The 22,362-nt window shown below is 69.5% G+C and carries 21 protein-coding genes; 12 read left to right on the top strand and 9 right to left on the bottom strand.

Annotated features, from left to right (window positions below; translation table 11 throughout):
- Positions 1-195: 195 nt before the first annotated feature.
- Both D7X12_RS22215 and D7X12_RS22210 read right to left on the bottom strand, forming a co-directional pair.
- Positions 196-852, bottom strand: coding sequence for a metallophosphoesterase (locus D7X12_RS22215; RefSeq protein WP_120627284.1), 657 nt, complete (start codon positions 850-852; stop codon positions 196-198).
- Between the two features lie 85 nt (positions 853-937).
- The gene (locus tag D7X12_RS22210; protein WP_120627283.1) at positions 938-1,798 is read right to left on the bottom strand and encodes a transcriptional regulator; all 861 of its coding nucleotides are present in this window, start codon (positions 1,796-1,798) and stop codon (positions 938-940) included.
- 345 nt (positions 1,799-2,143) lie between these two features.
- Between D7X12_RS22210 and alr the strand changes: the two genes are divergently transcribed.
- A complete protein-coding gene (gene alr / locus D7X12_RS22205) occupies positions 2,144-3,352 on the top strand; it encodes an alanine racemase (protein ID WP_208719212.1) in 1,209 nt (402 codons plus the stop codon).
- 19 nt (positions 3,353-3,371) lie between these two features.
- Here alr and D7X12_RS22200 read toward each other — a convergent pair whose 3' ends face one another.
- The gene (locus D7X12_RS22200; RefSeq protein WP_120627281.1) at positions 3,372-4,385 is read right to left on the bottom strand and encodes a lysophospholipid acyltransferase family protein; all 1,014 of its coding nucleotides are present in this window, start codon (positions 4,383-4,385) and stop codon (positions 3,372-3,374) included.
- A gap of 138 nt (positions 4,386-4,523) precedes the next feature.
- Here D7X12_RS22200 and D7X12_RS22195 point away from each other — a divergent pair, with 138 nt between their 5' ends.
- Positions 4,524-7,283, top strand: coding sequence for a M1 family metallopeptidase (locus D7X12_RS22195; RefSeq protein ID WP_120627280.1), 2,760 nt, complete (start codon positions 4,524-4,526; stop codon positions 7,281-7,283).
- Positions 7,284-7,321: 38 nt separating this feature from the next.
- Here D7X12_RS22195 and D7X12_RS22190 read toward each other — a convergent pair whose 3' ends face one another.
- Together D7X12_RS22190 and D7X12_RS22185 are read right to left on the bottom strand one after the other, a co-directional pair.
- Complete coding sequence (locus D7X12_RS22190; RefSeq protein WP_120627279.1) at positions 7,322-8,074, bottom strand: enoyl-CoA hydratase; 753 nt, start codon at positions 8,072-8,074, stop codon at positions 7,322-7,324.
- A gap of 11 nt (positions 8,075-8,085) precedes the next feature.
- Complete coding sequence (locus D7X12_RS22185) at positions 8,086-8,994, bottom strand: ribose-phosphate diphosphokinase (RefSeq protein ID WP_120627285.1); 909 nt, start codon at positions 8,992-8,994, stop codon at positions 8,086-8,088.
- Positions 8,995-9,175: 181 nt separating this feature from the next.
- On the opposite strand from D7X12_RS22185, the gene D7X12_RS22180 reads away from it, so the two are divergent.
- The 4 genes from D7X12_RS22180 to orn all read left to right on the top strand — a co-directional run bounded on the left by D7X12_RS22180 (position 9,176) and on the right by orn (position 12,136).
- Positions 9,176-9,829, top strand: a complete 654-nt coding sequence (locus D7X12_RS22180; RefSeq protein ID WP_244224716.1) for a phosphoribosyltransferase — start codon at positions 9,176-9,178, stop codon at positions 9,827-9,829.
- A 36-nt stretch (positions 9,830-9,865) separates the two neighbouring features.
- Positions 9,866-10,318: an archease gene (locus tag D7X12_RS22175; protein ID WP_120627277.1), complete on the top strand. Its 453-nt coding sequence runs from the start codon at positions 9,866-9,868 to the stop codon at positions 10,316-10,318.
- On the top strand, positions 10,319-11,521 hold the full coding sequence (locus tag D7X12_RS22170; RefSeq protein ID WP_120627276.1) for a bifunctional alpha/beta hydrolase/OsmC family protein: 1,203 nt from the start codon (positions 10,319-10,321) through the stop codon (positions 11,519-11,521). It abuts the gene before it with no gap.
- A 66-nt stretch (positions 11,522-11,587) separates the two neighbouring features.
- Complete coding sequence (gene orn / locus D7X12_RS22165; RefSeq protein WP_120613203.1) at positions 11,588-12,136, top strand: oligoribonuclease; 549 nt, start codon at positions 11,588-11,590, stop codon at positions 12,134-12,136.
- A 24-nt stretch (positions 12,137-12,160) separates the two neighbouring features.
- On the opposite strand, the gene D7X12_RS22160 is transcribed toward orn, so the two are convergent.
- A complete protein-coding gene (locus tag D7X12_RS22160) occupies positions 12,161-12,529 on the bottom strand; it encodes a response regulator (RefSeq protein ID WP_120627275.1) in 369 nt (122 codons plus the stop codon).
- A gap of 202 nt (positions 12,530-12,731) precedes the next feature.
- Positions 12,732-14,297 carry a class I adenylate-forming enzyme family protein gene (locus D7X12_RS22155; protein ID WP_120627274.1) on the bottom strand — a complete coding sequence of 522 codons (1,566 nt, stop codon included), beginning with the start codon at positions 14,295-14,297 and terminating at the stop codon, positions 12,732-12,734.
- Positions 14,298-14,337: 40 nt separating this feature from the next.
- On the opposite strand from D7X12_RS22155, the gene D7X12_RS22150 reads away from it, so the two are divergent.
- The 3 genes from D7X12_RS22150 (at position 14,338) to D7X12_RS43480 (ending at position 16,373) form a co-directional block, all read left to right on the top strand.
- Positions 14,338-15,069, top strand: coding sequence for a hypothetical protein (locus D7X12_RS22150; RefSeq protein WP_244224715.1), 732 nt, complete (start codon positions 14,338-14,340; stop codon positions 15,067-15,069).
- 36 nt (positions 15,070-15,105) lie between these two features.
- Complete coding sequence (locus D7X12_RS22145) at positions 15,106-15,678, top strand: hypothetical protein (RefSeq protein ID WP_120627272.1); 573 nt, start codon at positions 15,106-15,108, stop codon at positions 15,676-15,678.
- A 257-nt stretch (positions 15,679-15,935) separates the two neighbouring features.
- Positions 15,936-16,373 (top strand): hypothetical protein, encoded by a 438-nt coding sequence (locus D7X12_RS43480; RefSeq protein ID WP_167509028.1) that lies wholly within the window; start codon positions 15,936-15,938, stop codon positions 16,371-16,373.
- A 119-nt stretch (positions 16,374-16,492) separates the two neighbouring features.
- Here the strand turns inward: D7X12_RS43480 and D7X12_RS22135 are convergent, their stop codons facing one another.
- Positions 16,493-17,425 carry a serine/threonine-protein kinase gene (locus D7X12_RS22135; RefSeq protein WP_120627270.1) on the bottom strand — a complete coding sequence of 311 codons (933 nt, stop codon included), beginning with the start codon at positions 17,423-17,425 and terminating at the stop codon, positions 16,493-16,495.
- A gap of 290 nt (positions 17,426-17,715) precedes the next feature.
- Between D7X12_RS22135 and D7X12_RS22130 the strand changes: the two genes are divergently transcribed.
- Both D7X12_RS22130 and D7X12_RS22125 read left to right on the top strand, forming a co-directional pair.
- A complete protein-coding gene (locus D7X12_RS22130; RefSeq protein WP_158620098.1) occupies positions 17,716-19,437 on the top strand; it encodes a dynamin family protein in 1,722 nt (573 codons plus the stop codon).
- A gap of 180 nt (positions 19,438-19,617) precedes the next feature.
- Positions 19,618-20,832 (top strand): sigma 54-interacting transcriptional regulator, encoded by a 1,215-nt coding sequence (locus D7X12_RS22125; RefSeq protein WP_158620097.1) that lies wholly within the window; start codon positions 19,618-19,620, stop codon positions 20,830-20,832.
- 274 nt (positions 20,833-21,106) lie between these two features.
- Here D7X12_RS22125 and D7X12_RS45385 read toward each other — a convergent pair whose 3' ends face one another.
- Entirely contained in the window at positions 21,107-21,331 is a 225-nt protein-coding gene (locus tag D7X12_RS45385; RefSeq protein WP_120627267.1) for a helix-turn-helix domain-containing protein, read from the bottom strand.
- A 111-nt stretch (positions 21,332-21,442) separates the two neighbouring features.
- On the opposite strand from D7X12_RS45385, the gene D7X12_RS22110 reads away from it, so the two are divergent.
- On the top strand, positions 21,443-21,649 hold the full coding sequence (locus tag D7X12_RS22110; RefSeq protein ID WP_120627266.1) for a hypothetical protein: 207 nt from the start codon (positions 21,443-21,445) through the stop codon (positions 21,647-21,649).
- Positions 21,650-22,362: the final 713 nt, after the last annotated feature.

The raw sequence follows: 22,362 nt of genomic DNA, 5'->3' as shown, positions 1-22,362 counted from the left end.
GGGGGGGGCGTGGGGGCGCTGGAGTTGTGGTTGCTGGACACCGGCGCCGGTGCGCTGGACGCGGGGCTGTATGGCTCCGCGCGCCAGGGCCTGGTGGCCTCCGTCCAGGCGCGGGGCGAGGCCCTGCCGTACTGAGGTCGGGTGTCTGGAGGCCATGGCGCCACCGGCGCGCGCTTCACGCCGGTGTAACGCCGCTCACAGCGCCATGTACGCGCGGGCTGCCGTGACGGAGTAGAACTTCCCTTCCGGCAGCACATACGCGGTGAGCTTCCCTCCGTACACACAGCCGGAGTCCAACCCCAGCGCGAACGGATGCCTTTGCAGGCCTCGCATCGCGTCGTGGCCGAAGACCACCAGCTCCGGGCCCGTCCACAGGCTGCCCCAGGGCTCTCCCGCCTCCAGCCGCTTCGACGGCGTTCCGTCCGCCGCGATGCTGCGCATGTTCAGGAGGAACTCCTCCTTCTGCTCCGCGAGCGGCACCCCCGGCACCAGCCCCGCGTGCACCGCGACCACGTTCAGGTCCGCGAAGTGCTCGTAGGTGGGCAGCCCTTCCAGGTACGCCCAGTCCTCCGCCGCCAGCGTGTCCAACACCTGCCGGTGCTCCGGCTTCAGCTTCTTGCCCTTGGCCGCCTTGCCCGCGTGCCAGCGCAACACGTGCGCGTCGTGGTTGCCCTTCACCGCGCGGAAGCCGTGCTCCCTCGCCCTTCGCACCACGCCCGCCGAGTCCGGCCCCTTCGCCACCAGGTCCCCCACCAGCACCACCCGGTCCCCCGGCGTCCAGTCACATGCCTTCAGCAGCGCGTCCAGCTCGCTCGCACAGCCGTGTACATCCCCGATGAAGAGCGTTCGCATCTCTCTCCCTCTTAACGCACTGCCCGTGTCCACCTCGCCCGGATTCTCGGGAGGCTCCCGGGCAGGGGAGGGGTCGCGCGGTGCGTTACTCGGAGTGGGTGCGCAACAGCCGGCTCAGGCTCACGTCCAGCTGGCTGGAGATGAGCCGCAGCACGCTGTCCAGCTGTGAGCGCGTCAGCCGCAGCCGCTCCGTCAGCCGCTGCCGCGTCCCGTCCAGCAGCTCCTCCTGCGCCCCCACCACCCAGCGCGCCGCCGTGGAGCGGTGGACGCCGTACAGCGCCCCCAACTGGTCGATGCCCAGCCCGTCCAGGTACTTCAAGCGCAGGAAGTTGCGCTGCCGCGCCGACAACGCCGCCAGCGCCGCCGTGAACGACGCGCTGAACTCCGCCCGGTACGTCTGCTTCAGGTACGCCAGCTCCGGGTCGTCCCCGGGCGCCACCAGCATCGACAGGTCGCCGTCCTCCGACTGCGCCTGCCCCGAGCGCTGCCGCTGCCAGTCCAGCGCCAGCCACAGCGCCGCCGCGCGCACCCAGCCCGCCAGCGGCCCCGTGCCCGGGTACGCCGCCAGCCGCGCCGGCGCGTCCGCGCTGCCCACCAGCATCCGCTGCCGCAACAGCTGGCGGACCTCGTCCAGCCCCGCCGCCGGCAGCTTCAGCCGCGACACCGCCGCGTCCACCTCCGGCATCAGCCGCGCCTCGAACGTCGCCAGCGCCGACGGCAGCCCGTCCGCCGCCGCCCGCGCCAGGTACACGTCCACCATGTGCAGCTTGCCCCACGCCGCCTCGTCGCCGTCCGCGGGCACCAGCCGCGCCAGGTGCGCCGCGAAGCGCGGGCCCTCCAGCGACACCCCGGGCCAGGCCTGGCGGGCCGCGTCCAGCGCCGCCGCCAGCCGCTCCTGGAGGACGGGCAGCGCACTGGCCGGCTCCGTGCTTCCTCGGGCGGTCATGAACGCCTGGGCTAGGGGCAGATCCGGAGAGGCCACGACCCAGCACATTAGCACCGGCCACTGTCAGCTCGCCGAACGACCCCCCACGTTGAAGCCGGTTTCCCGCCGGTCGGATGTCCCCCGGCACACGCTCGCGCCCCCTCCCTGTCGACCCCCGCACGGCCCACAGCGCCGCGAAGGCAGCCCCCTTCGCCTCCTGCCCGGCCGACGGGCGTGCCGGCCCCCGTGGCTCCCCGGCCACGCTCCCCCATGGCCCGCGCTTTGCTGGTAGAGGGCAACGCGGGCCCGGTGATGCGGGCCCGGTGATGCGGGCCCGGTGATGCGGGACGGTGTGGAGGTGTGCACGTGGAGCAGCAAGTCGGTGGCGGGCCTGGTGACGCGGTGTACTCCTCGTGGTTGGAGCTGAGCGCGTCCCACCTCCAGCACAACGTGGCGGCCTTCCGCGCGCTGGAGTCGTCAGGCCCGACGCCCCGGGCGCTGGGCGTGGTGCTCAAGGGCAACGCCTACGGCCACGGGCTCGCGCAGGTGCTGCCCCTGGTGCACGCGGGCGTGGACGTCCTCTACTTCATCGCCCCCCAGGACGCGCTCACGGTGCGCGCGTACGAGGCCGCGCACGGCCTGCCCCCCCGGCAGGTGCTGGTGCTGGGCGCGGTGGCCCCCGAGGAGGCCGTGGTGCTGGCGCGCCAGGGCATCGACGTGGTGGTGGCCGACAGCTCCTGGGCGGACGCGGTGCCGGGCTTGCGCGCCGCGAAGCTGCCGCGCCCCCTGCGCGTGCACGTCCACGTGGACACGGGCCTGGGCCGCGAGGGCTTCACGTTGGATCAGCTCCCGAAAGAGACGCGCTTCCTCGCGGACGCGGCGGACGTGTTCGACACCGTGGGCGTGCTCAGCCACTTCGCCAACACGGAGGACGTGACGGAGCAGGCGTACGCGCTCGCGCAGCTGGACGCGTTCGAGGCCGGCATCGCGCGGCTGACCGAACAGCTCAAGCCCGGCAAGCCGTTGCAGCGCCACATCGCCGCGAGCGCCGCCGCGCTGGTGCTGCCCCGCGCGCGCTACGAGTCCTCGCGGGTGGGCATCTCCCTCTATGGCCTGTGGCCCTCACCGGAGACGCGGCTGTCGGCGCGGCTGGTGCTGGGCACGCTGCCGGTGCTCAAGCCGGTGCTGTCGTGGCGGTGCAAGAGCCAGGTGGTGAAGTGGCTGCCCGCGGGCAGCTACGTGGGCTACGGCTGCACGTACCGCTGCTCGGAGCCCACGCGGCTCGCGGTGCTGCCGGTGGGCTACTACGACGGCTATCCGCGGCTCGCGTCCGGCAAGGCGCACGTGCTGGTGAACGGGCGGCGGTGCGCGGTGCTGGGCCGCGTGATGATGAACCACCTGATGGTGGACGTGACGCACGCCACGTCGGATGAGCGCCCGGTGACGGCCACGCTCCTGGGCCGCGACGGTGAGGAGTCCGTGTCCGCCGAGTCCCTGGCCGGCTGGGCCCAGACCATCCACTACGAGCTGGTCACCCGACTGGGCGCGCACCTGCGCCGCGTCGTCGTGGAGTAGGCGCCACGGCGTCACGGCGTCACGCCTTGGGGGCTGAGTCCGGCGCCGGTCCCGACGTCAGGCCGGGCGACGGCGCCGTCACCAGCGTCGCGGGCGGCTGCACCTTCCAGCGGCGGTGCAGCCACAGCCACTGCTCCGGGTTGCGGCCGATGGCGCGCTCCAGCGCTGCTGTCACGCGGGCGGTGTGCTCCGTGATGGGGTCCGCGAACTCACCGGGCTTGGGCGCGGGGATGGGGCCTTCCACCTCCAGCCGGAAGCGCGCGCCAGGGCCGGGCGGACGCACGCCCATCACCACGAACACCGGCGCGCCCGTGCGCTCGGCGGCCACCGCCATCGCGGGCGTGGTGGACGCGAGCCGTCCGAAGAAGGGCACGAACACCGCGGACTTCGCGGGCAGCGCCTGGTCCAGCAGCATGAACGCGGACTCGCCCCGGTTCACCGCGTCGGTGATCTCCTGGATGGCGCCCTTGGGATAGATGAGCCCCGCGCCCGCGCCCAGCCGGTTCTCCGCGATGCGCGTGTTGAGCGCGCCCTTGAGCGGCCGCACCAGCGCGTTGAGCGGCACGCCCAGGCGGATGAGCATCTGCCCCACCAGCTCCCAGTTGCCGAAGTGCGCCGTCGCCAGCAGCACGCCCTTGCCCGTGGCCACGTGCGCCTTGAGCGCCGCCCACGCCTCCTCGCCCTCGATGCCCTGACGGTCCCAGTCCGGCGCCATCCGGTCGCCCCCGGGCAGGGACTCCACCACCACGCGCGCCATGGTGATGTACGCGCCACGCGCGATGGCGCGACGCTCCGCCTCGCTCTTCTCCGGCATCGCATGCGCCAGGTTGTCCAGCGCCACCTTGCGGCGGATGCCCAGCGTGTAGGCCAGGTTCCCCACGAAGCGCGCCAGCGCGTCACGGGCCGCGGGGGACAGCGCCGTGAGCAGCGCCCAGACGCCGCGCGTCAGCAACCCCACGATGGGACCGGGCGGCTCGCCGATGATGCGGCGCAGGTGCTCCGGAGGCTTCTTTCCTTCGGGCGGGGTGTTCATTTGCGATGGGGGCGGATGCGCGGAGACAGGGGCGGACACGGCGGCGCACTCCACCCCGAACACGACCTGACAGCAAGGCCACCCACCGCTTGCACGGCGCTACCTTGCCTGCCCGCTCTTACGACACACTGCGCGGCCATGCCCAACCTGCTCCGTCCGGTGGCCCTCGCCGCCGCCACCTTCCTCGCGGCATGCGGTGCCCGACAGGGCGCCGCTCCCGCTCCCGGTGCTGTCGAAACGCCGCCCGTCTCCGCGTCCGCCGCGCAGGCCGCGCCCACGCCGCCCGCGCTGCGGCTGCCGGACGACGTGCGCCCCACGAACTACGCCATCGTGTTGAAGGTGGATCCGAAGGCCGCGACCTTCGAAGGCACCGTGGACATCGCCCTGGATGTGAAGAATCCCACGCAGGTGGTGTGGCTGCACGGCAAGGGCCTCATCGTGAAGGAGGCCACCCTGGAGCAGGGAGGCATCACGCAGCCGGTGAAGCCGTCCTCCGCGGGCGAGGACTTCCTCGGCCTGTCGCTGGAGAAGCCCCTGGTCGTGGGCGGCGCGAAGCTGCACATCGTCTATACGGGCACCGCGTCCGAGCGTGAGACCTCCGGCGCCTTCCGCGTCAACGAGGGCGGGGACTGGTACGTCTACACGCAGCTCGAGCCGCTGGGCGCCCGCCGCGTGTTCCCGTCCTTCGACGAGCCCGGCTTCAAGGTGCCCTGGCAGCTCACCTTCCACGTGCCCGAAGGCAACGTGGCCGTCACCAACACGCCGCAGCTCGCGGAAGAGGCCGGCGCGCAGGGCTGGCGCATCTTCCGCTTCGCGCCCACGCAGCCCCTGCCCAGCTACCTCATCGCCTTCGGCGTGGGGCCGTTCGACTTCCTGCCCGCGCGCGATGCGGGGCAGAAGCAGGTGAAGACGCGCATCATCACCCCGCGCGGCCGGGCCAGCGAGGGCGCGTGGGCCGCGAAGGTGACGCCGGACATCCTGGAGCGCCTGGAGGCGTACTTCGGCATCCCGTACGCGTTCGAGAAGCTGGACGTGCTCGCCGTGCCGCTCCTGGGCGGCGCGATGGAGAACCCGGGCCTCGTCACCTTCAACACGCGCCTCATCCTGGCGAAGCCGGAGGAGGACTCGGTGCGCCGCCAGCGCGCGTTCGCGACGGTGCAGGTGCACGAGCTGGCGCACCAGTGGTTCGGCGACCTGGTGACGATGGCGTGGTGGGACGACCTGTGGCTCAACGAATCGTTCGCGTCGTGGATGGAGGCGCGCATCGTGGAGTCGTGGCAGCCCACGTGGGACGCGGCGGTGGAGCGCGTGCAGGAGCGCAACGATGCGCTGGACGCCGACAGCGCCGTGTCCGCGCGCTTCATCCGTCAGCCCATCCGTGACTCGGGCGACATCCAGAACGCCTTTGACGGCATCACCTACGCCAAGGGCAGCGCGGTGCTGGGGATGACGGAGGCGTGGCTGGGCCAGGACGTCCTCCAGAAGGGCATCCAGCGCTACCTGAAGGCGCACGCGGGCCGCAACGCCACCGCGAAGGACTTCCTGGAGGCGCTGGCCGCCGAGTCCGGCAAGGACGTGGCCTCCGTGATGAACAGCTTCCTGGACCAGACGGGCGCGCCCTTCATCACCGCGACGCTCCTGTGTGACGGGGGCAAGCCGCGCGTGGGCCTCTCGCAGCAGCGCTACGTGCGCCTGGGCTCCACGCCGCCCGCGCCGCAGCTGTGGAAGGTGCCGGTGTGCGTGAAGTACCCGGGCTCCTCGGGCAAGGACGTCACCGCGTGCACGCTGATGACGGAGGCGAAGGCGGAGCTGCCGCTGCCGGAGACGAAGACGTGCCCCGCGTGGGTGTTCCCCAACGCGGACGGCGCGGGCTACTACCGCGTGCGGCTGGCCGAGGACACGCGCGCGAAGCTGATGAAGACGGGCCTGATGAAGCTGTCGCGCGCCGAGCGCGTGGTGCTGCTGGGTGACGCGCTGGCGCTGGCCCAGGCCGGGGCGCTGCCCGCGGCGGACGCGCTGTCGCTCTTGACGCGCGTCGCGGAGGATCCGGACCGGCAGGTGCTGGGGGCCGGGCTGGAACTCCTGGAGCTGGTGGCGCCGCGCATGCTGACCGAGGCCCAGCTGCCGGAGCGCACCCGCTTCATCCGCGACACCTTCGGCGCACGCGCGCGCAAGCTGGGCTTCAAGCCCCGCCCGGGGGAGAGCGAGGACACGCGGCTCATGCGTCCGCGGCTGTTGGAGCTGGCCGGCAATGAGGGCGAGGACCCGAAGCTCATCGCCGAGGCCCGCGCGCTGGCGGACCAGTGGCTGAAGGACCGGCGCTCGGTGAGCGTGGAGGTGGTGGATCCGGTGCTCGCCATCGCCGCGAAGCACGACCCCGCGTTCGGGACGAAGCTGCGCGAGGCGCTGCGCACGGAGAAGGACCGCTTCCAGCGGCAGATGATGCTGGGCGGCCTGTCCAACTTCCGGGACACGCAGCAGGTGCAGGAGAACCTGAAGCTGCTGCTCGACCCGCAGCAGGACATCCGGGAGAACCTGTGGCTGCTCTTCGGGGCCTCGCGGCACGCGAGCAGCCGCGCCGTGGCCTACGACTTCGTGAAGAACCACTACGACACGCTGGTGGGCACCGAGGCCAGGCCCGGCCTGTTGCCGGAGGGCATGGACAGCCGGCTGCCCATGATGGGCATGGGCGCCTGTGACGCCGCCCAGCGCCAGGACCTGGAGGCCTTCTTCGGGCCTCGCAGCCAGAAGATCCCGGGGAGCGAGCGCCACTTCCAGCGGATGCTGGAGAACGTGGACCAGTGCATCGCGCTGAAGGAGGCCCAGGGCGCGAGCCTCCAGTCGTTCCTGTCCGGGACTCCCGCGAAGCCGCTCCCGGCACCGCCCGCGCCCCGCTAACCCGCGTCTGGCATTGAGAGGGCTGGCGCGGCCGGGGACTACTTCCGGCCGCGCGTCATGAAGGACATGAGGGCTTCGCGGGCCTCGTCGGAGTGGAGGCGCTGGATGAACTCCACGCCTTCGCGCTTGAGGGTCTCCTGCACCTGCTCCCGCAGGGGGCCGCGGATGAGGCGCTTGGTCACCTTCAGCGCCTCCATGGGGCGCGCGGCGAGCGAGCGGGCGCGCTCGGTGGCGACCTCCTTCAGCTGCGCCTCCGGGACGGCCTTGTTGATGATGCCGGCGCGCAGCGCGGTCTCCGCGTTGAACGGGTCGCCGAACATCAAGAGCTCCGACGCGAGCGCGAACCCCGCCATGCGCGGCAAGAGCAGGCTGCTGGCGCCTTCGGCGCACAGGCCCAGGTTGACGAAGGGCATGCTGAAGCGCGCCTTCTCCCCGGCCACCACGTAGTCACAGTGCAGGAGCATGGTGGTGCCGATGCCCACCGCCGCCCCCTCCACCGCGGCCAGCACCGGCTTCTCCATGCTGGAGAGGGCGCGCAGGTAGCGGAACACCGCGCTGTCCTCGCCCGCGGGCGGGTGCTCCACGAAGTCGCCAATGTCGTTGCCCGCGGTGAACGCGCCGCCCGCGCCGGACAGGAGCACCACCCGGACGTCGTCCCGGCGGTCCGCCTCCTGGAGGGCGGCGGTCGCGGCCTCGTACATGGCGTGGGTGAAGGCGTTCTTCTTCTCCGGCCGGTTGAAGGTGACGGAGAAGACCCCTGCGTCGAGCTGCGTCAGAAGCGTGTCGGACATGGCCGGGCACACTAACGCGCGTCGGGCCTCAGTGCGCGCAAGAGCAGCGGGGCCAGCGTCACCACCTGGTGGGGAAAGGGCAGGCCCTGTCGGGGCTCCACACTGTCCGTGCTCACCAGCCGCTTGACGGGCACGCCGTGCAGCCGCTCCAGCGCGGGGCCCACCAGCAGCGCGTGCGTGGTGGCGAGGATGAAGTCGTCCACGCAGCCCTCGCCCCGCAGCTCCTTCGCCGCCGCCGCCAGGGTGCCGCCGGTGGAGATCATGTCGTCCACCAGGATGGGCCGCATGCCGCGCACCTGGCCCAGCAGGCCCAGCGTCTCCACGTCGTTGCCGCTCAGCCGCGCCTTGTGCACCACCGCCCACGGGCGGCCGAGCAGCTTCGCCAGCGCCTCCGCGCGCTTCACCGCGCCCAGGTCCGGCGCCACCACCACGGAGGTGTCGGAGACGTAGGGGCGCAGCGCCTCGGCGAGCAGCGGCAGCGCGGACAGGTGCTCCAGCGGCGCGCCGAAGCAGCCCTCGAGGGCCGGGTTGTGCAGGTCCACGGTGAAGACGCGCTCGAAGCGGCCGTGGGAGAGCAGGTCTGCCACCAGCCGTCCGCCCAGGGGCTCGCCAGCCCGGGCCCGCCGGTCCTGGCGTGCGTAGCCCACGTAGGGAATCACCGCCTCCAGCGACGCCGCGCCCGCGCGCCAGCACGCGTCCGCGAGCAGGAGCAGCTCCAGCAGGTGCTCCCCCACGGGCGGGGTGGAGGTCTGGAGGACGACGACGCGGCGACCCCGGATGGCCTCCGGGGGCACCTCGATGTGCAGCTCCCCGTCCGGGAAGCGCTCCATCTTCGTGGCCACCGGGTCGACGCCGAACGCCTGGGCGAGCGCACGGCCGAGGTGGGGACTGGCACTGCCGACGACGAGGGCGGGTTCCATCATGGGCCTCCACCCTAGCGCGGCTTTCCCTCGCGGTGCCCTGGCCTCCCGGGCATCCCGGCAGGAGAGCCGCTGGTCGTGTCTTCGCCGCCACGTTTCATGAGGACGCGCACCTTGCGTGAGAGGCCATCCAACAATGCGTTTTCGGGACAGGGCAGACGCGGGGCAGAAGCTCGCAGGGGTGCTGGCACCCTACCGCTCTGGAGATGTGTGCGTGCTGGGGGTGGCGCGTGGGGGGCTGCGCGTGGCGTTCGAGGTGGCGCGCGCGCTGGATGCCCCGCTGGACCTGTGGGTGGCGCGCAGGGTGCGGGTGTCCGTCCCCGGCCGTCGGCTGACGCTGGGCGCGGTGACCGAGGGCGGCGGGATGTACCTGGAGGTCCCCGCCGCGCCCCAGTCGCCCCTGTCCGGGGCCGCGCTCCAGGCCTTCGTGCGCGACGAGATGGAGGACGTGGAGCGGCAGGCCCGGCAGCTGCGCGGCGGACCGACCCCCGCCGTGCGCGGTCGCACCGTGCTGCTGGTGGATGACGGGATGGTGACGGGCTCCACCGTGGCCGCGGCGCTCCTGGCGCTGCGGCAGCTGGGGGCGCGCCAGCGCATCGTGGCGGTGGGGGTGGCGACGCCCCGCGCGCTGGAGCTCATCCGGGGCCGCGCGGACGCGGTGCACACGCTGACGCTGGACGCCGGGATGCGCGAGGTGGCGGAGGCCTACGGCACCTTCCCGGCGCTGACGGAGGACGAGCTGCGGCGATGGCTCGCGCGCGCCCGGGAGGCGGCCCCGGGGCGGAGCGGAGGGGCCGCGCCGACGCCGGACATGGGGGGCGGTTGGTGGTTCTGAAAGACGCGATGTGAACCGGAACGAGCGGGAGGACCTATGGAAGCCGAAGTGGTGCATGCGGAAGGCAAGCCCCGGACCCACTGGGAGCACTTCACGCGCGACGAGCAGCTCGGGGTGCGGGGCGTGGGCCGCTCCCTGGAGCAGGCCTTCGAGATGGCGGCGCTGGGGCTGTCCGCGCTGGTCACCGACCCCCAGAGCGTGGAGGCGCACGAGGAGCTGGAGGTGTCGTGTCAGTCCGTGGACCATGACGAGCTGCTCGCGGACTGGCTGCGCGCGGTGGTGGGCGCCATGGCCGGACGGCGCCTGCGCTTCCAGTGCTTCGCGGTGCGCCTGGACGGGCTGAACCTCTTCGGTCACGGCTTCGGCGAGCGCGCGGGCGCCGAGCGCCACGGCCTGCATGTCCCGGTGACGGGCGCGTCGCTCACCCACGTGTCCGTGCGCCAGGGACCGGGCGGGGTGTGGACGGCCGAGGCGCTGGTGGACCTCTAGATGCCGACCCGGGCGGTGGCCTTCCCGGGGGGCGGCGGACGGCTGGAGCTGCCCTCGGGCGCCCCGGCCGCGAGCGCGGTGCTGGTGTCGTGCTTCGCCTGCGTGGGCCACTCGCCCGGGCCGGAGCGGCTGGCGCGCGCGCTGGTGTCGCGGGGCTTCGCGGTCCTGCGCCTGGACTTCACGCGGGGCCCGGGAGGTGGGAGCGCGGAAGGCCCCCCGGACACGGTGCCGAGCGTGGACACGGTGGTGGCCGCGTCCGCGTGGCTCTCACAGCGCGCGCCGGTGCCCCAGCTCCTCGTGGGGCACAGCATCGGGGGCACGGCGGTGATGGCCGCGCTGTCCCGGCTGCCGGACGTCACGGCGGTGGCGCTGGTGAACGCCCCCGTGGGCGCGGACACCGTGCGGATGCTGCTGCCGCCCGGTGAGCGCGACGCGGAGTCCAGCGACCTGGCGCTGGGCCCCGGCCGGCTGCGCCTGCGGCGGGACTTCCTGCGGGCCATCGAACCGGAGGCGGTGGCGCGGGCGCTGGAGGCCTTTGGGGGCGCGCTCCTGGTGATGCAGGCGCCGGAGGACCGGTACGTGGGGCTGGAGCGCGTGCGTGGGTTGCTGGGGCGCGCGCGGCGGCCCGCGAGCCTGGTGATGCTGGACGGAGCGGATCACTTCCTCTCCCGCCCGGCGGACGCGGTCTACGCCGCGGACCTGCTGGGCCCGTGGGCCGCGCGGCACGTGGCGCCCCTGCGCGAGCGCGAGGAGCCGCTCCCGGAGGGACAGGTGGAGGTGCGCGGGGCATTCGAGGGAGGGCTCGCCCAGGACATCCGCGTGGGCACGCACCGGCTGCGCGCGGACGAGCCGCAGGCGTTGGGGGGGCAGGATTCGGGGCCCTCGCCCTATGGGTTGCTGGCCGCGGCGCTGGGGGCGTGCACGTCGATGACGGTGCGGATGTACGCGGACCGGCATGGCTGGCCGCTCACGGACGTGCGCGTGCGGCTGAACCACGACACGGTGCATGCGAAGGATTGCGCGGAGTGCGAGTCGCGGGTGGGGCGCGTGGACCGGCTGGAGCGGTTCGTCCGGCTGGAGGGGCCCCTGACGGACGCACAGCGCTCCCGGCTCTTCCACATCGCGGACCTGTGCCCGGTGCACCGCACGCTCGAATCCCGGGTGGACGTGCTGACGCGATGGGACGATTCCTCCACGGAGTGAGTGCTCCAGGGCCTCGGGCTGGTATAGGGAGCGTTCCTTCCCCCTTCGCGATCAGGATTTTCGTACATGGCCCGTGAGACCCGCCTTGTCTGGCTCGACCTGGAGATGACCGGACTGGACCCCGAGTCCTGCGGCATCATCGAGGTGGGCATCATCATCACCGGCCCGGACCTGCGGCCCATCGCGGAGTTCGAGCGGGTCATCTGGCAGCCGGAGGAGATGCTCCAGCGCATGGAGCCCGTCGTGCGCGACATGCACACGAAGAACGGCCTCACCGAGAAGGTGCGCTCCTCGAACGTGTCCCTGCGCGTGGCGGAGCGCGAGGCGACGGCCTTCATCGCGGACCACTGCGAACTGGGCGAGGGCATCCTCGCGGGCAACTCCATCCACACCGACCGGCGCTTCCTCATCAGCCACATGCCCATGCTGGACCGCTACCTGCACTACCGCATGGTGGACGTGACGAGCCTGAAGGTGCTGGTGCGCGCGTGGTACCCGGCGCTGGTGGAGCCGCGCAAGCCGCCCAGCGGGCACACCGCGCTCGCGGACCTGCGCTCCAGCCTCACGGAGCTGCAGTACTACCGGGACATCCTCTTCCGCGCGACGCCGGGCTGAACTCCGAGCTGAGCTCCGAGCTGCTCAGACGCGGGCGCCGTCGGCCGGGAGCTGCCGGGCGATGGTGCCCAGCAGGTCCTCCAGCTCGAAGGGCTTGGCGAGGAAGTGGGAGCTGTCGCGGCGCTCCTCGTCGGTGAGGCGGCCCGCGCTCATCACCACCACGGGCAGGTCGCACAGGTCGGGATGGGCGCGGATGCGGCGCAGCAATTCGCCGCCGTCCATCACCGGCATCATCAAATCCAACAGGACGAGGTCGGGCTTCGAGGCCATGAGCCGTTGGAGGCCCTCGTCGCCGTTGTAGGCGGTGACGATGTCGTAGCCCTCCAGGGACAGGATGTCCTGGAGCGCCTCTACGATGGCCAGCTCGTCGTCCACGATGAGCAGCCGCTTCATGCGTCCCCGGCCTTCACCTTCACACTCCTGCCGCGCCGGCTCCCCTCCAGGCAGGAGGCGCAGGGGTGCGGCAGACGGTGGGTGGGACGGGTGGTCATGACGTGAGGGCTCCGGCGGCATCTGCTGGAGAAGGTAGGTCGCCTCGTCACTTCGGCCAGGGGCCGGTGTGGGTTTTGTCCAGTGGATGGCGGTACAGGTACGCTCAGGGTGTGAGCAGGCGCTCCTTGAGGACGTGTTTCTGCACCTTGCCCAGGGCGTTGCGGGGCAGGGCGTCCACGAAGACGACGCGGCGCGGCTTCTTGAAGGCGGCCAGCCGTTCCCGGCACCAGTCGACCAGGGCCTGGGTGAGCGCCTGGGGGTCCTCCCGGGCGCTTTCGGTGTGGACGGCGCGGACGACGACGGCGGCGACGACCTGCTCGCCGAAGTCGGGGTCGGGCAGGCCGAGCACGGCGGCCTCGGCGACGGCGGGGTGGGTGGCGAGGACCTCTTCGACCTCGCGGGGGTAGATGTTGAAGCCGCCGCTGATGATGAGCTCGCGGGCGCGGCCGGTGATGCGCAGGAAGCCGTCCGGGTCGTACTCGCCGAGGTCGCCGGTGCGGAACCAGCCGTCGGCGTCGAAGGCCTCGGCGGTGGCGTCGGGGCGGCGCCAGTAGCCGGTGAAGACGTGGGGCCCGCGCACCTCGATTTCGCCCGTCTCGCCGGAGGGCAGGGGCTTGCGCGTGCGCACGTCCACGACGCGGGCCTCCTGGCCGGGGAAGGGCATGCCCACGGTGCCGGGGCGGCGCTCGCCTTCGTAGGGCTGGGTGGTGTTCATGAGGGTTTCGGTCATGCCGTAGCGCTCCAGGATGCGGGCGCCGAAGCAGGCCTGGATGTCCTGGCACAGCTGGGGGCTGAGCGGCGCGGATCCGGACACCCACAGGCGCAGGGCGCGGGGCTTCACGCCGGTGCGGCGGGACTCCTCCAGCAGGCGGCCGTACATGGTGGGCACGCCGAAGAAGAGGGTGAGGGACGCGTCGTCGTGGAGGGACGCGAGCGCCTCGCCCGCGACGAAGCGGCGGCGCAGGTCCACGCTGGCGCCGGTGAACAGGGTGCCATGCAGGCCGACCATGAGGCCGTGGGTGTGGAAGAGCGGGAGGGTGAGGAGGAGGCGATCCGCGTCGGTCCACCGCCACGCTTCGGTGACGGCGCGCACGTTGGCGAGCAACTGGCGGTGCTGGAGCATGGCGCCCTTGGAGCGGCCGGTGGTGCCGGACGTGTAGCCGAGCACCGCGAGGTCCTCCGCGCCGGGCAGGGGCAGGGGGACGGTGGACGCGGCGCCTTCGGCGAGCACGGTGTCGAAGGGCACGGACGTGAAGGGAAGCGCCGGGGGCGGAGGCTCCACGGTGATGAGCCATTGCAGGGTGGGGAGCTGGTCGCGCAGGGGGGCGAGTTCGGAGGCACCGGAGGTGCCGGTGACGCAGACCTTCACCTCGGCGTCGGAGAGGATGTGGGCCAGCTCCACCTGGCGGTAGGCGGTGTTGACGAGCACGGCGACGCAGCCCGCGGCCTGGATGCCGAGCCAGGTGACGACGAACGCGTCGCTGTTCTCCAGGAAGAGGGCCACGCGGTCCCCGGGGACGAGGCCCCGGGCCTTGAGGCCGCGAGCGAACGCGGTGACGCGCGCCGCGACCTGTCCCCGCGTGAAGGTGGTGTGCTCGAAGGAGAGCAGCGGGCGCGCGGGCGCGTGACGGGCATGGTCGAGGAAGACTTCGAGCAGGGAGGCCGGCATGGTGCGCGCGAGCCTAGCTGGGACCGGATACGATGGCCGCATGTCCGTGCGTCAGCAGGCGATGCGACTGCCGCTGTTGCTGGTGGGGCTGGCGTGCTCGGCACCCCGGCCCACCCCGGGGGTCGTCCGAGGCAGTCCCGGAGCGCCGCTTCAAAGCCTGCCTGGGCCCATGCCCGGCTTCGGGCCATTCGACACGTTCTCGGATGCCTTGATCGCCGCATGCCCCCTGATCCTCTCCAAGCCCCACGCGACCGCAGGGCGCCCAGGAACCCAGGACTTCGAGCTCCGCTGGCGCATCTCGAAGGAGTACTGCGCCTGGCTGTATTACACGCCGGCCGGCAAGTACGAGATGAGCATGCTGACGGACCAGTCAGCCCAGGATGACCTGGACCGCAGGAGAAGCTGTCTGCTGCCCGCGACAGTCGATGATGCGCGCTTCCCGCCCGGGAGTCTCAAGTACGTCTTTGCCCTGCACAACCATCCCTACGCGGGGCGTCTCTCGGACGGAGATCTCCGGATGATCACCTCCATGGGACGGACCCATGAGTGGGTCGTGCAGGTGCGCGGGAAGAAGGTTCCCCTGTCCGTTGTCGCGTTCTTCTCGAACTCCAACGACCTGGAGCATCCGTCCTGCGATGGTTTCTTCCAGTACATCCCCGTGACGGGCGAGCTGAAGAAGTGGACCGGAGATGCCTCCAGCGGCTGGCGTCAGGAGTTGCTGGGCACGGTCACCTGGCAGGATGAAGAGCACTACCGGATCGATGAGAAATAGAGTGTTCACCCGTCCGCGCCCTGCCAGGAGCGATGCATGAAGAGGCTCTCCACCCCCCTGGTGTTCGCCTTCCTGCTCGCGAGCTGCCTGCGGCCTTCCGCGACCCTTCCTGCGAGGATCCAGGAAGACCCCTCCATCGTCTTCCCACCGTTCTTCGCGCAGCCCGCCGTCTTGCTGGGCGCGGAGGGCACGGTGTATGAACTGGACGGTGACACCCTGCGGGCGCTCTTCGTGGCCACGGAGGACCTGCTCCCTCCCCAGGACAAGCCCCTGCCGTGTGGAAGCCGGCGGGAGTCCCAGCGGTACCGGGTGTTGAGACAGGGCGACCTCTTCTTCATCCGCATCGACGAGGACCCCAAGGCCTGTGGTCGCACGCAGCCCGCGCTGGATTCAGGCGCGAGCTACGCCATCCACCGGGACGGCCGGATCCTGCGTCGAGTGATGGATGGTGAAGCCGACGTGACAATCCCTGGCGCGGATGCCGGTGTGAACTCCACGCCCGGAGAACCCGGCGCCTCCTCCGCGGACTCGCTGAGCGATGGTCCCTCTCCGTTCCTGCCACCCGCATGGCAGGACGCGGGTTCTCCGGAACCTGTTCCCACCCGGTGAGCTGACGACGACCGAGCCGAGGCCGGGCGTCCGGCACCTCTTCCCCTCACCCCTGAGCAGCGGCGCATGGCCGGCAGGTACCGGGCTGAACGTCAGACGTGTCTCCTTTGCTCCCTTCGCCGGGGCATTCATGTTGCGAGGCGAGCTGGTTGATGGCCGGGTGAGCCGGCTGGATGATGGACGCCGGAATCCCGAGTCGGTTCAAGGCCCTACGGCCGCCTGGCGGCGGTGCCCTCCGGGCAGCCTTGAGCCGCCTCGTGCTCCGGCTCAAGCTGCAACCGTCGATTCCCCAAGGGGAATCGCCTCAAGAAGAGGCCATCATCGGCGGTGACACCCGGCCGCGCGCGCTCGTGATGGACTCCAGTGGTTTCGCGCGCTTGCTGGAGGTGCCCATCAACGAGCCGGTCCGTGGAACGCCGTGGAACCATCAAAAAGCGTGCTCGGCAACACTGGCGGTTGAAGTCCGCCGTCCCATGCAGCCACCGCATGCGCCACTCAGCACCCGCGGGCCGGAGCTCGGCAACGCCGCCCCGCCGCTCGTGGACGAAGACCTCCACCGTCAGCTCCCGCCGCCCGTCGTCCTCCTGCTCCACATCCGCGTCAGCCGCATCCGAATGAAGGGCCTCCTCCGACAGCAGTGGGCGTCGGGCGCACGGGCGGGGCAATCCCCCAAGGGAGGTAGGCGTCAGCGGTGAGTGTGGGGGACGCAGGCCCAGAGCAGCCACAGCCCCAATGCTCACCACCTATCGACCACTCGACTGTCGGGGGTATGGAGACTCGGCGCGCCTGCGCCCGGGCATGCCTTGCTGCACGCTCAACCCGCAGGCTTGAAGCGGCCATCCGCCCCGCGAAAGCGCCCCACCTGCGGATCCCACTCTTTGCCACCGCCCAGAAGCGAAGAGAGGAGCCACGCCGCACCCGCGACAAAAGCCGTCCCCATGAGGACACCACCCAAACCGGTCCCCTGAGACTGCGGTGCCGAGGCCGTCACCCGCACCAGGAGCCCGTACTCTGCCTCGACCGCCTCAAGTCGCTGAAGCACCTGGGGGAGAGACGGTCGCCGATTCGCGTCACGATTCAGCATGTCCTCCAGCAGTTCGAAAAGCTTAGGACGAAGCGGAAGTCGCGGAGTGGGACCCTCGACGGCATGAGGTTCGCGCCCGGAGAGCATTCCCCAAAGCACCACACCTGCGGAGTAGACATCTCCTCGCGGCGACGTCATCCCCTCGGGGGGCATATAACCGGGCGTTCCTCCCCTATGTGCTCCGAACTGCATGGTCTGGCCGACTCCTCCTCGCGCCAGTCCGAAGTCCGCCAGCTTTGCGGCCTCACCTCGCAGCAGCACGTTGGCCAGCTTGATGTCTCCGTGGAACGCACCGTGCGCCGACGCATGCACCTCCGCCAAGCCGCGGACCATCTGCCGGAAGAGGCCAAGCGCTCGACGCGGCTCGATAGCCCCCTCTCTGGACACCAGCGCCGCCAAGGAGCCATCCATCATCTCCATCGCGAAGCCTCGGCGGCCATCCGGATGCCGGACCGACTGCAGATACCGGACGACGTTGGCCCCCTGGTGGCGCATAAGCCGACGCTCCTCGTCCAGGAGCATCTGTTGAGCCTCCGGGCTCATGTCCTTGGGGAACTTGGCGGCGAAAGCCACCTGGTTCGCATCACGACACCGGAACAACTCTCCCAGCCCTCCTGCGTCGAACTTCTCCACCAGCACAAAGGGCTCTTTCAAAGCAGACATTGGCTTGTTCCCCTGAAGGGGCACCCACCAGGCGCCATGCCCGGTCGTCGTGCCTCCTGTTGCCGGGCGCACAAAGCAGCCGGCATGCCAAAGGGTGCGCTCCTCTGAACGGCCGCTCTAGGAGACGAATTTCGGGCTAGAAATCAGATTTTTCTGATCGATAATCCTGATATCCTGATTTTTGGATACCTGGACTACCGAAGAGCCGTAGTGTGGTCGTGCCATTAGGGCCTGCGGCAACATGGTTTCGGGTTTGCACTGGAAGCCGGTGGACGCTGCATGGAGGTCACGTGAAGTACGTCAAGGAGATTGCCGCACAGCGTAAAGTCGCCTCCGAACTGGCTGCTGACCGCAAGGAACTGCTAGGTCAGATTCCGTTTGGCTCGGAGTTGGAATCCACTCGCTTTGACTTGGACCGGATTGCCGTGCCCATCGTGGCCGTGACAGGCGCGTACTCCGCCGGCAAGAGCGCACTCATCAACGCGGCGACAGGCACCCGTTATCTGCCTACCGGCGTGACCCCCACAACCCTGGTCCCCGTCCTTCTGCGCCGAAGCGCGCGGGAGGCCTGCTTCATGCGTACCGCCGCCGGATTTGTCGAGGAGCCCTACTCCACAGCGACCTTCAAGAAGCTCATCACCGACAAGAACTCTACGGCCCGCCACGTCGTCCTGGATTCACCCAAGCTGACGGCTCACGGGTGGCACTGGTTGGACACACCGGGCGTCAACGCCGACATGCAGCGACAGGCGCCACTGAGGCTTCAAGCGCGAGACATCGCGGACATCTGCATTCTGGCAACCTCCGCCCTCCAACCCCTTACACTGAGCGACCTCACCCAACTCCGGGAGGTGGGGAAGATTTTCAAAGGGAATAATCTTTGTGTCGCGCTGACCCGTATCGACCAGCTCCCCTCCGGGGAACTGGCATCAGTGGAACGCTACGTCCGCGAAATGTTAGATCAGGCTCTTCCCGGACGCGCCTTGAAGGTCCTTCCTGTCTCCAACGGCGATGCGGCAAGCCTGTCGGCGCTGACGCAACATCTGGCAGACGTGGTGTACCACCATCAAAAGGAGCGGCTGAAAGAGGCCCTGGAGGCGTGGCAGAACATGATTGTCCACCTCCAGCAGTTACTTGAGATGCGTGAGTTGTTGCAGGTCAAGTCCACGACCGTCCAGCGAATTAGGACACGGCTGGATGCGGTCATCCTGGAGTCGGGTGCGCTGCTGACCACGGACCTGCCAATCTTCATGGACGAAACGTGCCGAGAGTTGAAGGTCAGGCTCCCTGCGTCCCAGCGCCAGTTGCTCGACACCTTTCGAGCGCGGTTTCACCAACGCTTCGCGGAACGACTCCAGGAGATCGGAGCGAGAATCAACCGCGAGCTAGCGGAGGCGCTCCAACAGGACGTCTCCAGTCCGATCTCCGTGACCCTAGCGAACCGCTTCCTCCGACTGCTGGAGCCCACCAACCCCTTCTTCGACTGGGCTTCCGCGACGCTGGGCGGCACCATGGGCGCCGGAGCGGCTGCCAGCGCGGCGTTGCTATCGGCGGCCTTGCCCCCGGTCGGGCTGATGCTCGCGGGCGCCGCAGTCATCGGAGGCCTGCTAGGCGGCCTCATAGGAAGCGCCTCGTTGATCGAGAACGGGGATGAGTTGAAGGAGAAGATCGGCCGGCCCACAACCCTGGAGTACCAGCAGCACCTGGATGCCGCCATCTATAGCTACCGGACGGACCTCCAGCACCTGTGTAGACTCATTGACCAGGTGAGCACCATTTTCTCCAAGCCCACGGCCGCCGCCTACGACGTCCAGAATATGCTCCAAGTCCTGTCCATGGCAGAGGATCGGCGGAGCAAACGACTCGTTCCCAGCTATCAACGGATCGCGAGCGAACTCCTGGTAGCGGAGATGGCGGAAAGGCAGGCCCGCTTTGGCCTTCAGCCCCCCCCGGCGCTCGCGTCAAACAATACGCCGGCGGCGTCCGTCGGCAAGCGCCGGAAGAAGGCCTGAGCCGTGAGTCCGAGGGATCCCTTCGCGCGGGCGGAGCTACGCGCTCTGCCATCTCCATCCACAGGGGGCTGGGGGGGATTGCGGCGAAAGTACCATCAACTGAAATCCCAAATGCACGGACGTCCGTGGGACACACCAGCAGGGAAGCTGCTCGCAAGCGAAATTCATTTCGAGATGCAAATGAAGGGAGCTGTGAAGCTGCCGTCCAATGCGGTGTTTTCTTCGCCTTCTACGCTAGGCCTCTACTGGGACATTCTCAATGCTTGCGAGACGGGAGTCTCGAACATTCTCATCATAGGAGAGCCAGGCACCGGCAAAGAAATGGTCGCGAGCGCCGTAGCGCTCACTCTGGAAAAGGACTGCGTTCCCGCGAATTGCGCCAACCTCACGAATGAAGTCGCAGACGCTCTTCTCTTTGGCGTTAAGGGAGGACAGGGCATCTCGAACGTATCCAAGGATGGTAGCCAGGGGTATGTCCAGCGCGCCCGCGGCAAAGTTCTCTTCCTAGATGAATTATTCGAGGCTCCGCCAGCCGTCCTCCCGAAGATGCTCCGTCTGCTTCAGCAGAGGACTTTCGCCCAGGTGGGAGGACCCGAGGAGCGCTTGGAAGACACGCACATAGTCGCAGCGAGCAACAGGTTTCCCAGCCGAAAGAGCCTTGACCTTGCACGCGCTAACGGAGAGGCCAGGGCGGACTTCATAGATCGGTTCCCGATGGTCCTGGAGCTCCCCCCGCTCCGGGATCGACGTAGCGAGATTGCATTTCTTGCCGAGCATCTCGTCACCCAGGGGATGCGTGACGCCCTGAACCCATCACGGGGGTTTGGCTTCGTAGGGGTTTCAGAGGCCACCCTCCAGCGCCTTGTTGAACTTCGGTATGCGTGGCCAGGCAACATCCGCGAGCTTCAGGACCTCCTGCGCGACCAGATGATGAACCGACGTCATGAGTCGACTGAGCCGGGCAGGCTGCTCGACATCCCCCAGGAGGATCTGGATAACTTCCTAGAGGGTCGCCCTCCCACGCTCGCAGAGTCAGTTCTGCCAACTGCGCAGGAGCCTGCGCTCTCCGCGTGGACGAAACAGGGGCTTCGACAGCTCCGGGAACAACAGCTCATTAATTCTCTGCGATACGAAGTCTGCGAACAAGGACTCATGGCCTCGCAGCTAGATTCCCGCTGGCTCACGGATGCAGTCTACCGACGCCTGAATGTCTCCAACGTCAGCCAGAAGCTCAAGGATTCCATCAATAAGTCCGTGAAGGACTTGCTTCTGATACTGCAAAGCGGGTGCCCCCCAAACGGGGGCACAGAGGGATCCATCGCCATCCAGCCCCGTCACCTCGACGTAGGCGTCCCGGGCACGCCGGGCACTCGCGACGCTCCGCACGCTGAATAGGCCTGGCGCCGTCACCCGCGCCACGGCCGTGCCGTTGCCCTGGCGGTTGAGATCCGTCGTCCCATGCAGCCACCGCACGCACCACTCAGCGCCCACAGGCTGGAGCTCAGCGACGCCGCCCCGCCGCTCATGGACGTAGGCCTCCACCGTCAGCTCCCGCCGGCCGTCGGCATTCTGCTCCACATCCTGCGTCAGCCGCATCCGCATGGAGGGCATCCTCCGACCGCAGCAGGCGTCGGGCATGGCCAGGGCAATACCCCGAAGGAGGTAGACGTCAGCGGAGGACGTGATGGGCACGCCAGCGATGGCGACAGCCGTGCACCGTGCGCGGGGTCATCCCAAGTGCTCGAGAAATGCTTGCTACGCTCAGCCCCTGGGCGCTCAGCAGCACGATGGTCGCCCGGAGCGCAACGCCTGCTTCCGTTTGGCTCCTCAGGACGCACAGGAGTCCCTTCCGCTCCGCCTGCGTCAGCGTCAGACTGCGCCTTGCCTGGGCCATCGCGCCGCTCCTCCGCACTCACGCAGACGAGCGGCGATGCTACCCCTGAAAAACTTAGTTCGGATGGCTTAGCGTCTACTTAAACCCCGAAGCCCAGAGGAAGAAACTGACATGAACGACGAAGACATTGACATGATGGAGCGCTTGGTGGCCGTTGCGAAGGCACGCTTCGACGGACACCTGACGATCATGAGATTCACGCACAACTGGCGGGTTGGCTTCTACCAGGCACAGGACCGCGAGCAGATCCAAGAGATGGCATGCGGGACGACGCTGGCCGAGGCTGCTGAGGCAGCACTGCGCGCGGTCAACGCCTAACCCTCCCAATCCCCTGCTCCCTGCCGGTTCGTGGCCGCGGGCTGTGAATGAGGGAGTTTGGCTCCTCAGCACGCGCAGGAGTTCCTTCTGCGCCTTGCCTGGGCCATCGCGCCGCTCCTCCGCACTCCCGCGGATGAGCGGCGATGCTTCCCCTGAAAAAACTTAGTTCGGATGGTTTAGGAGGTCGAGGCTGCGGAACCTGTCAACGTGAATGAGACAGTGGATTCGAGAGATTACTGCGCAGCCTGATGTGAAGAGGCAAGCCGCGCGGGGTTGTTGATCCAGACGGCGTTCGGAAGGGCCTGCGGCTTCGGTGGGCCGTGGGAGAAGCGCTCGGGGTGCGCGGCGAAGGCGGCGGCGAGGACGGTCGCGCGGGCCGCGAGACGCTCGTCAGCGTGGCTTCGGAGAGGGCGCGGGCCAGCTCTGGCACGGCATCCAGCAGGGTGACTCCGGACGGTCCATACGGTCCATCTTCGGGGCCTCGATGATGTTGCTGGGGGCCGCTGGCGGGCATGCCACTTACGAGGACATGGCGGGACGCGTCCCCTACAGCCAGTTGCCTGCGTGGGCCCGCTACGACTTCGAGTGCGTGTTCCGGGGCAAGCCGAGCACCGATTCCGGGCCAAGGTGAGCAGCGATTCCGGAGCAAGGTGAGCAGCCGTTCCGGGGATGCCGAGCAGGCATTCCGGGCATGTCGAGCACCGATTCCGGTG

Source organism: Corallococcus sicarius (assembly GCF_003611735.1).
In the GTDB taxonomy this organism is placed as follows: domain Bacteria; phylum Myxococcota; class Myxococcia; order Myxococcales; family Myxococcaceae; genus Corallococcus; species Corallococcus sicarius.
The sequence above is the reverse complement of the archived record's forward strand: the minus strand, read 5'-3'. Positions and strand labels throughout refer to the sequence as shown.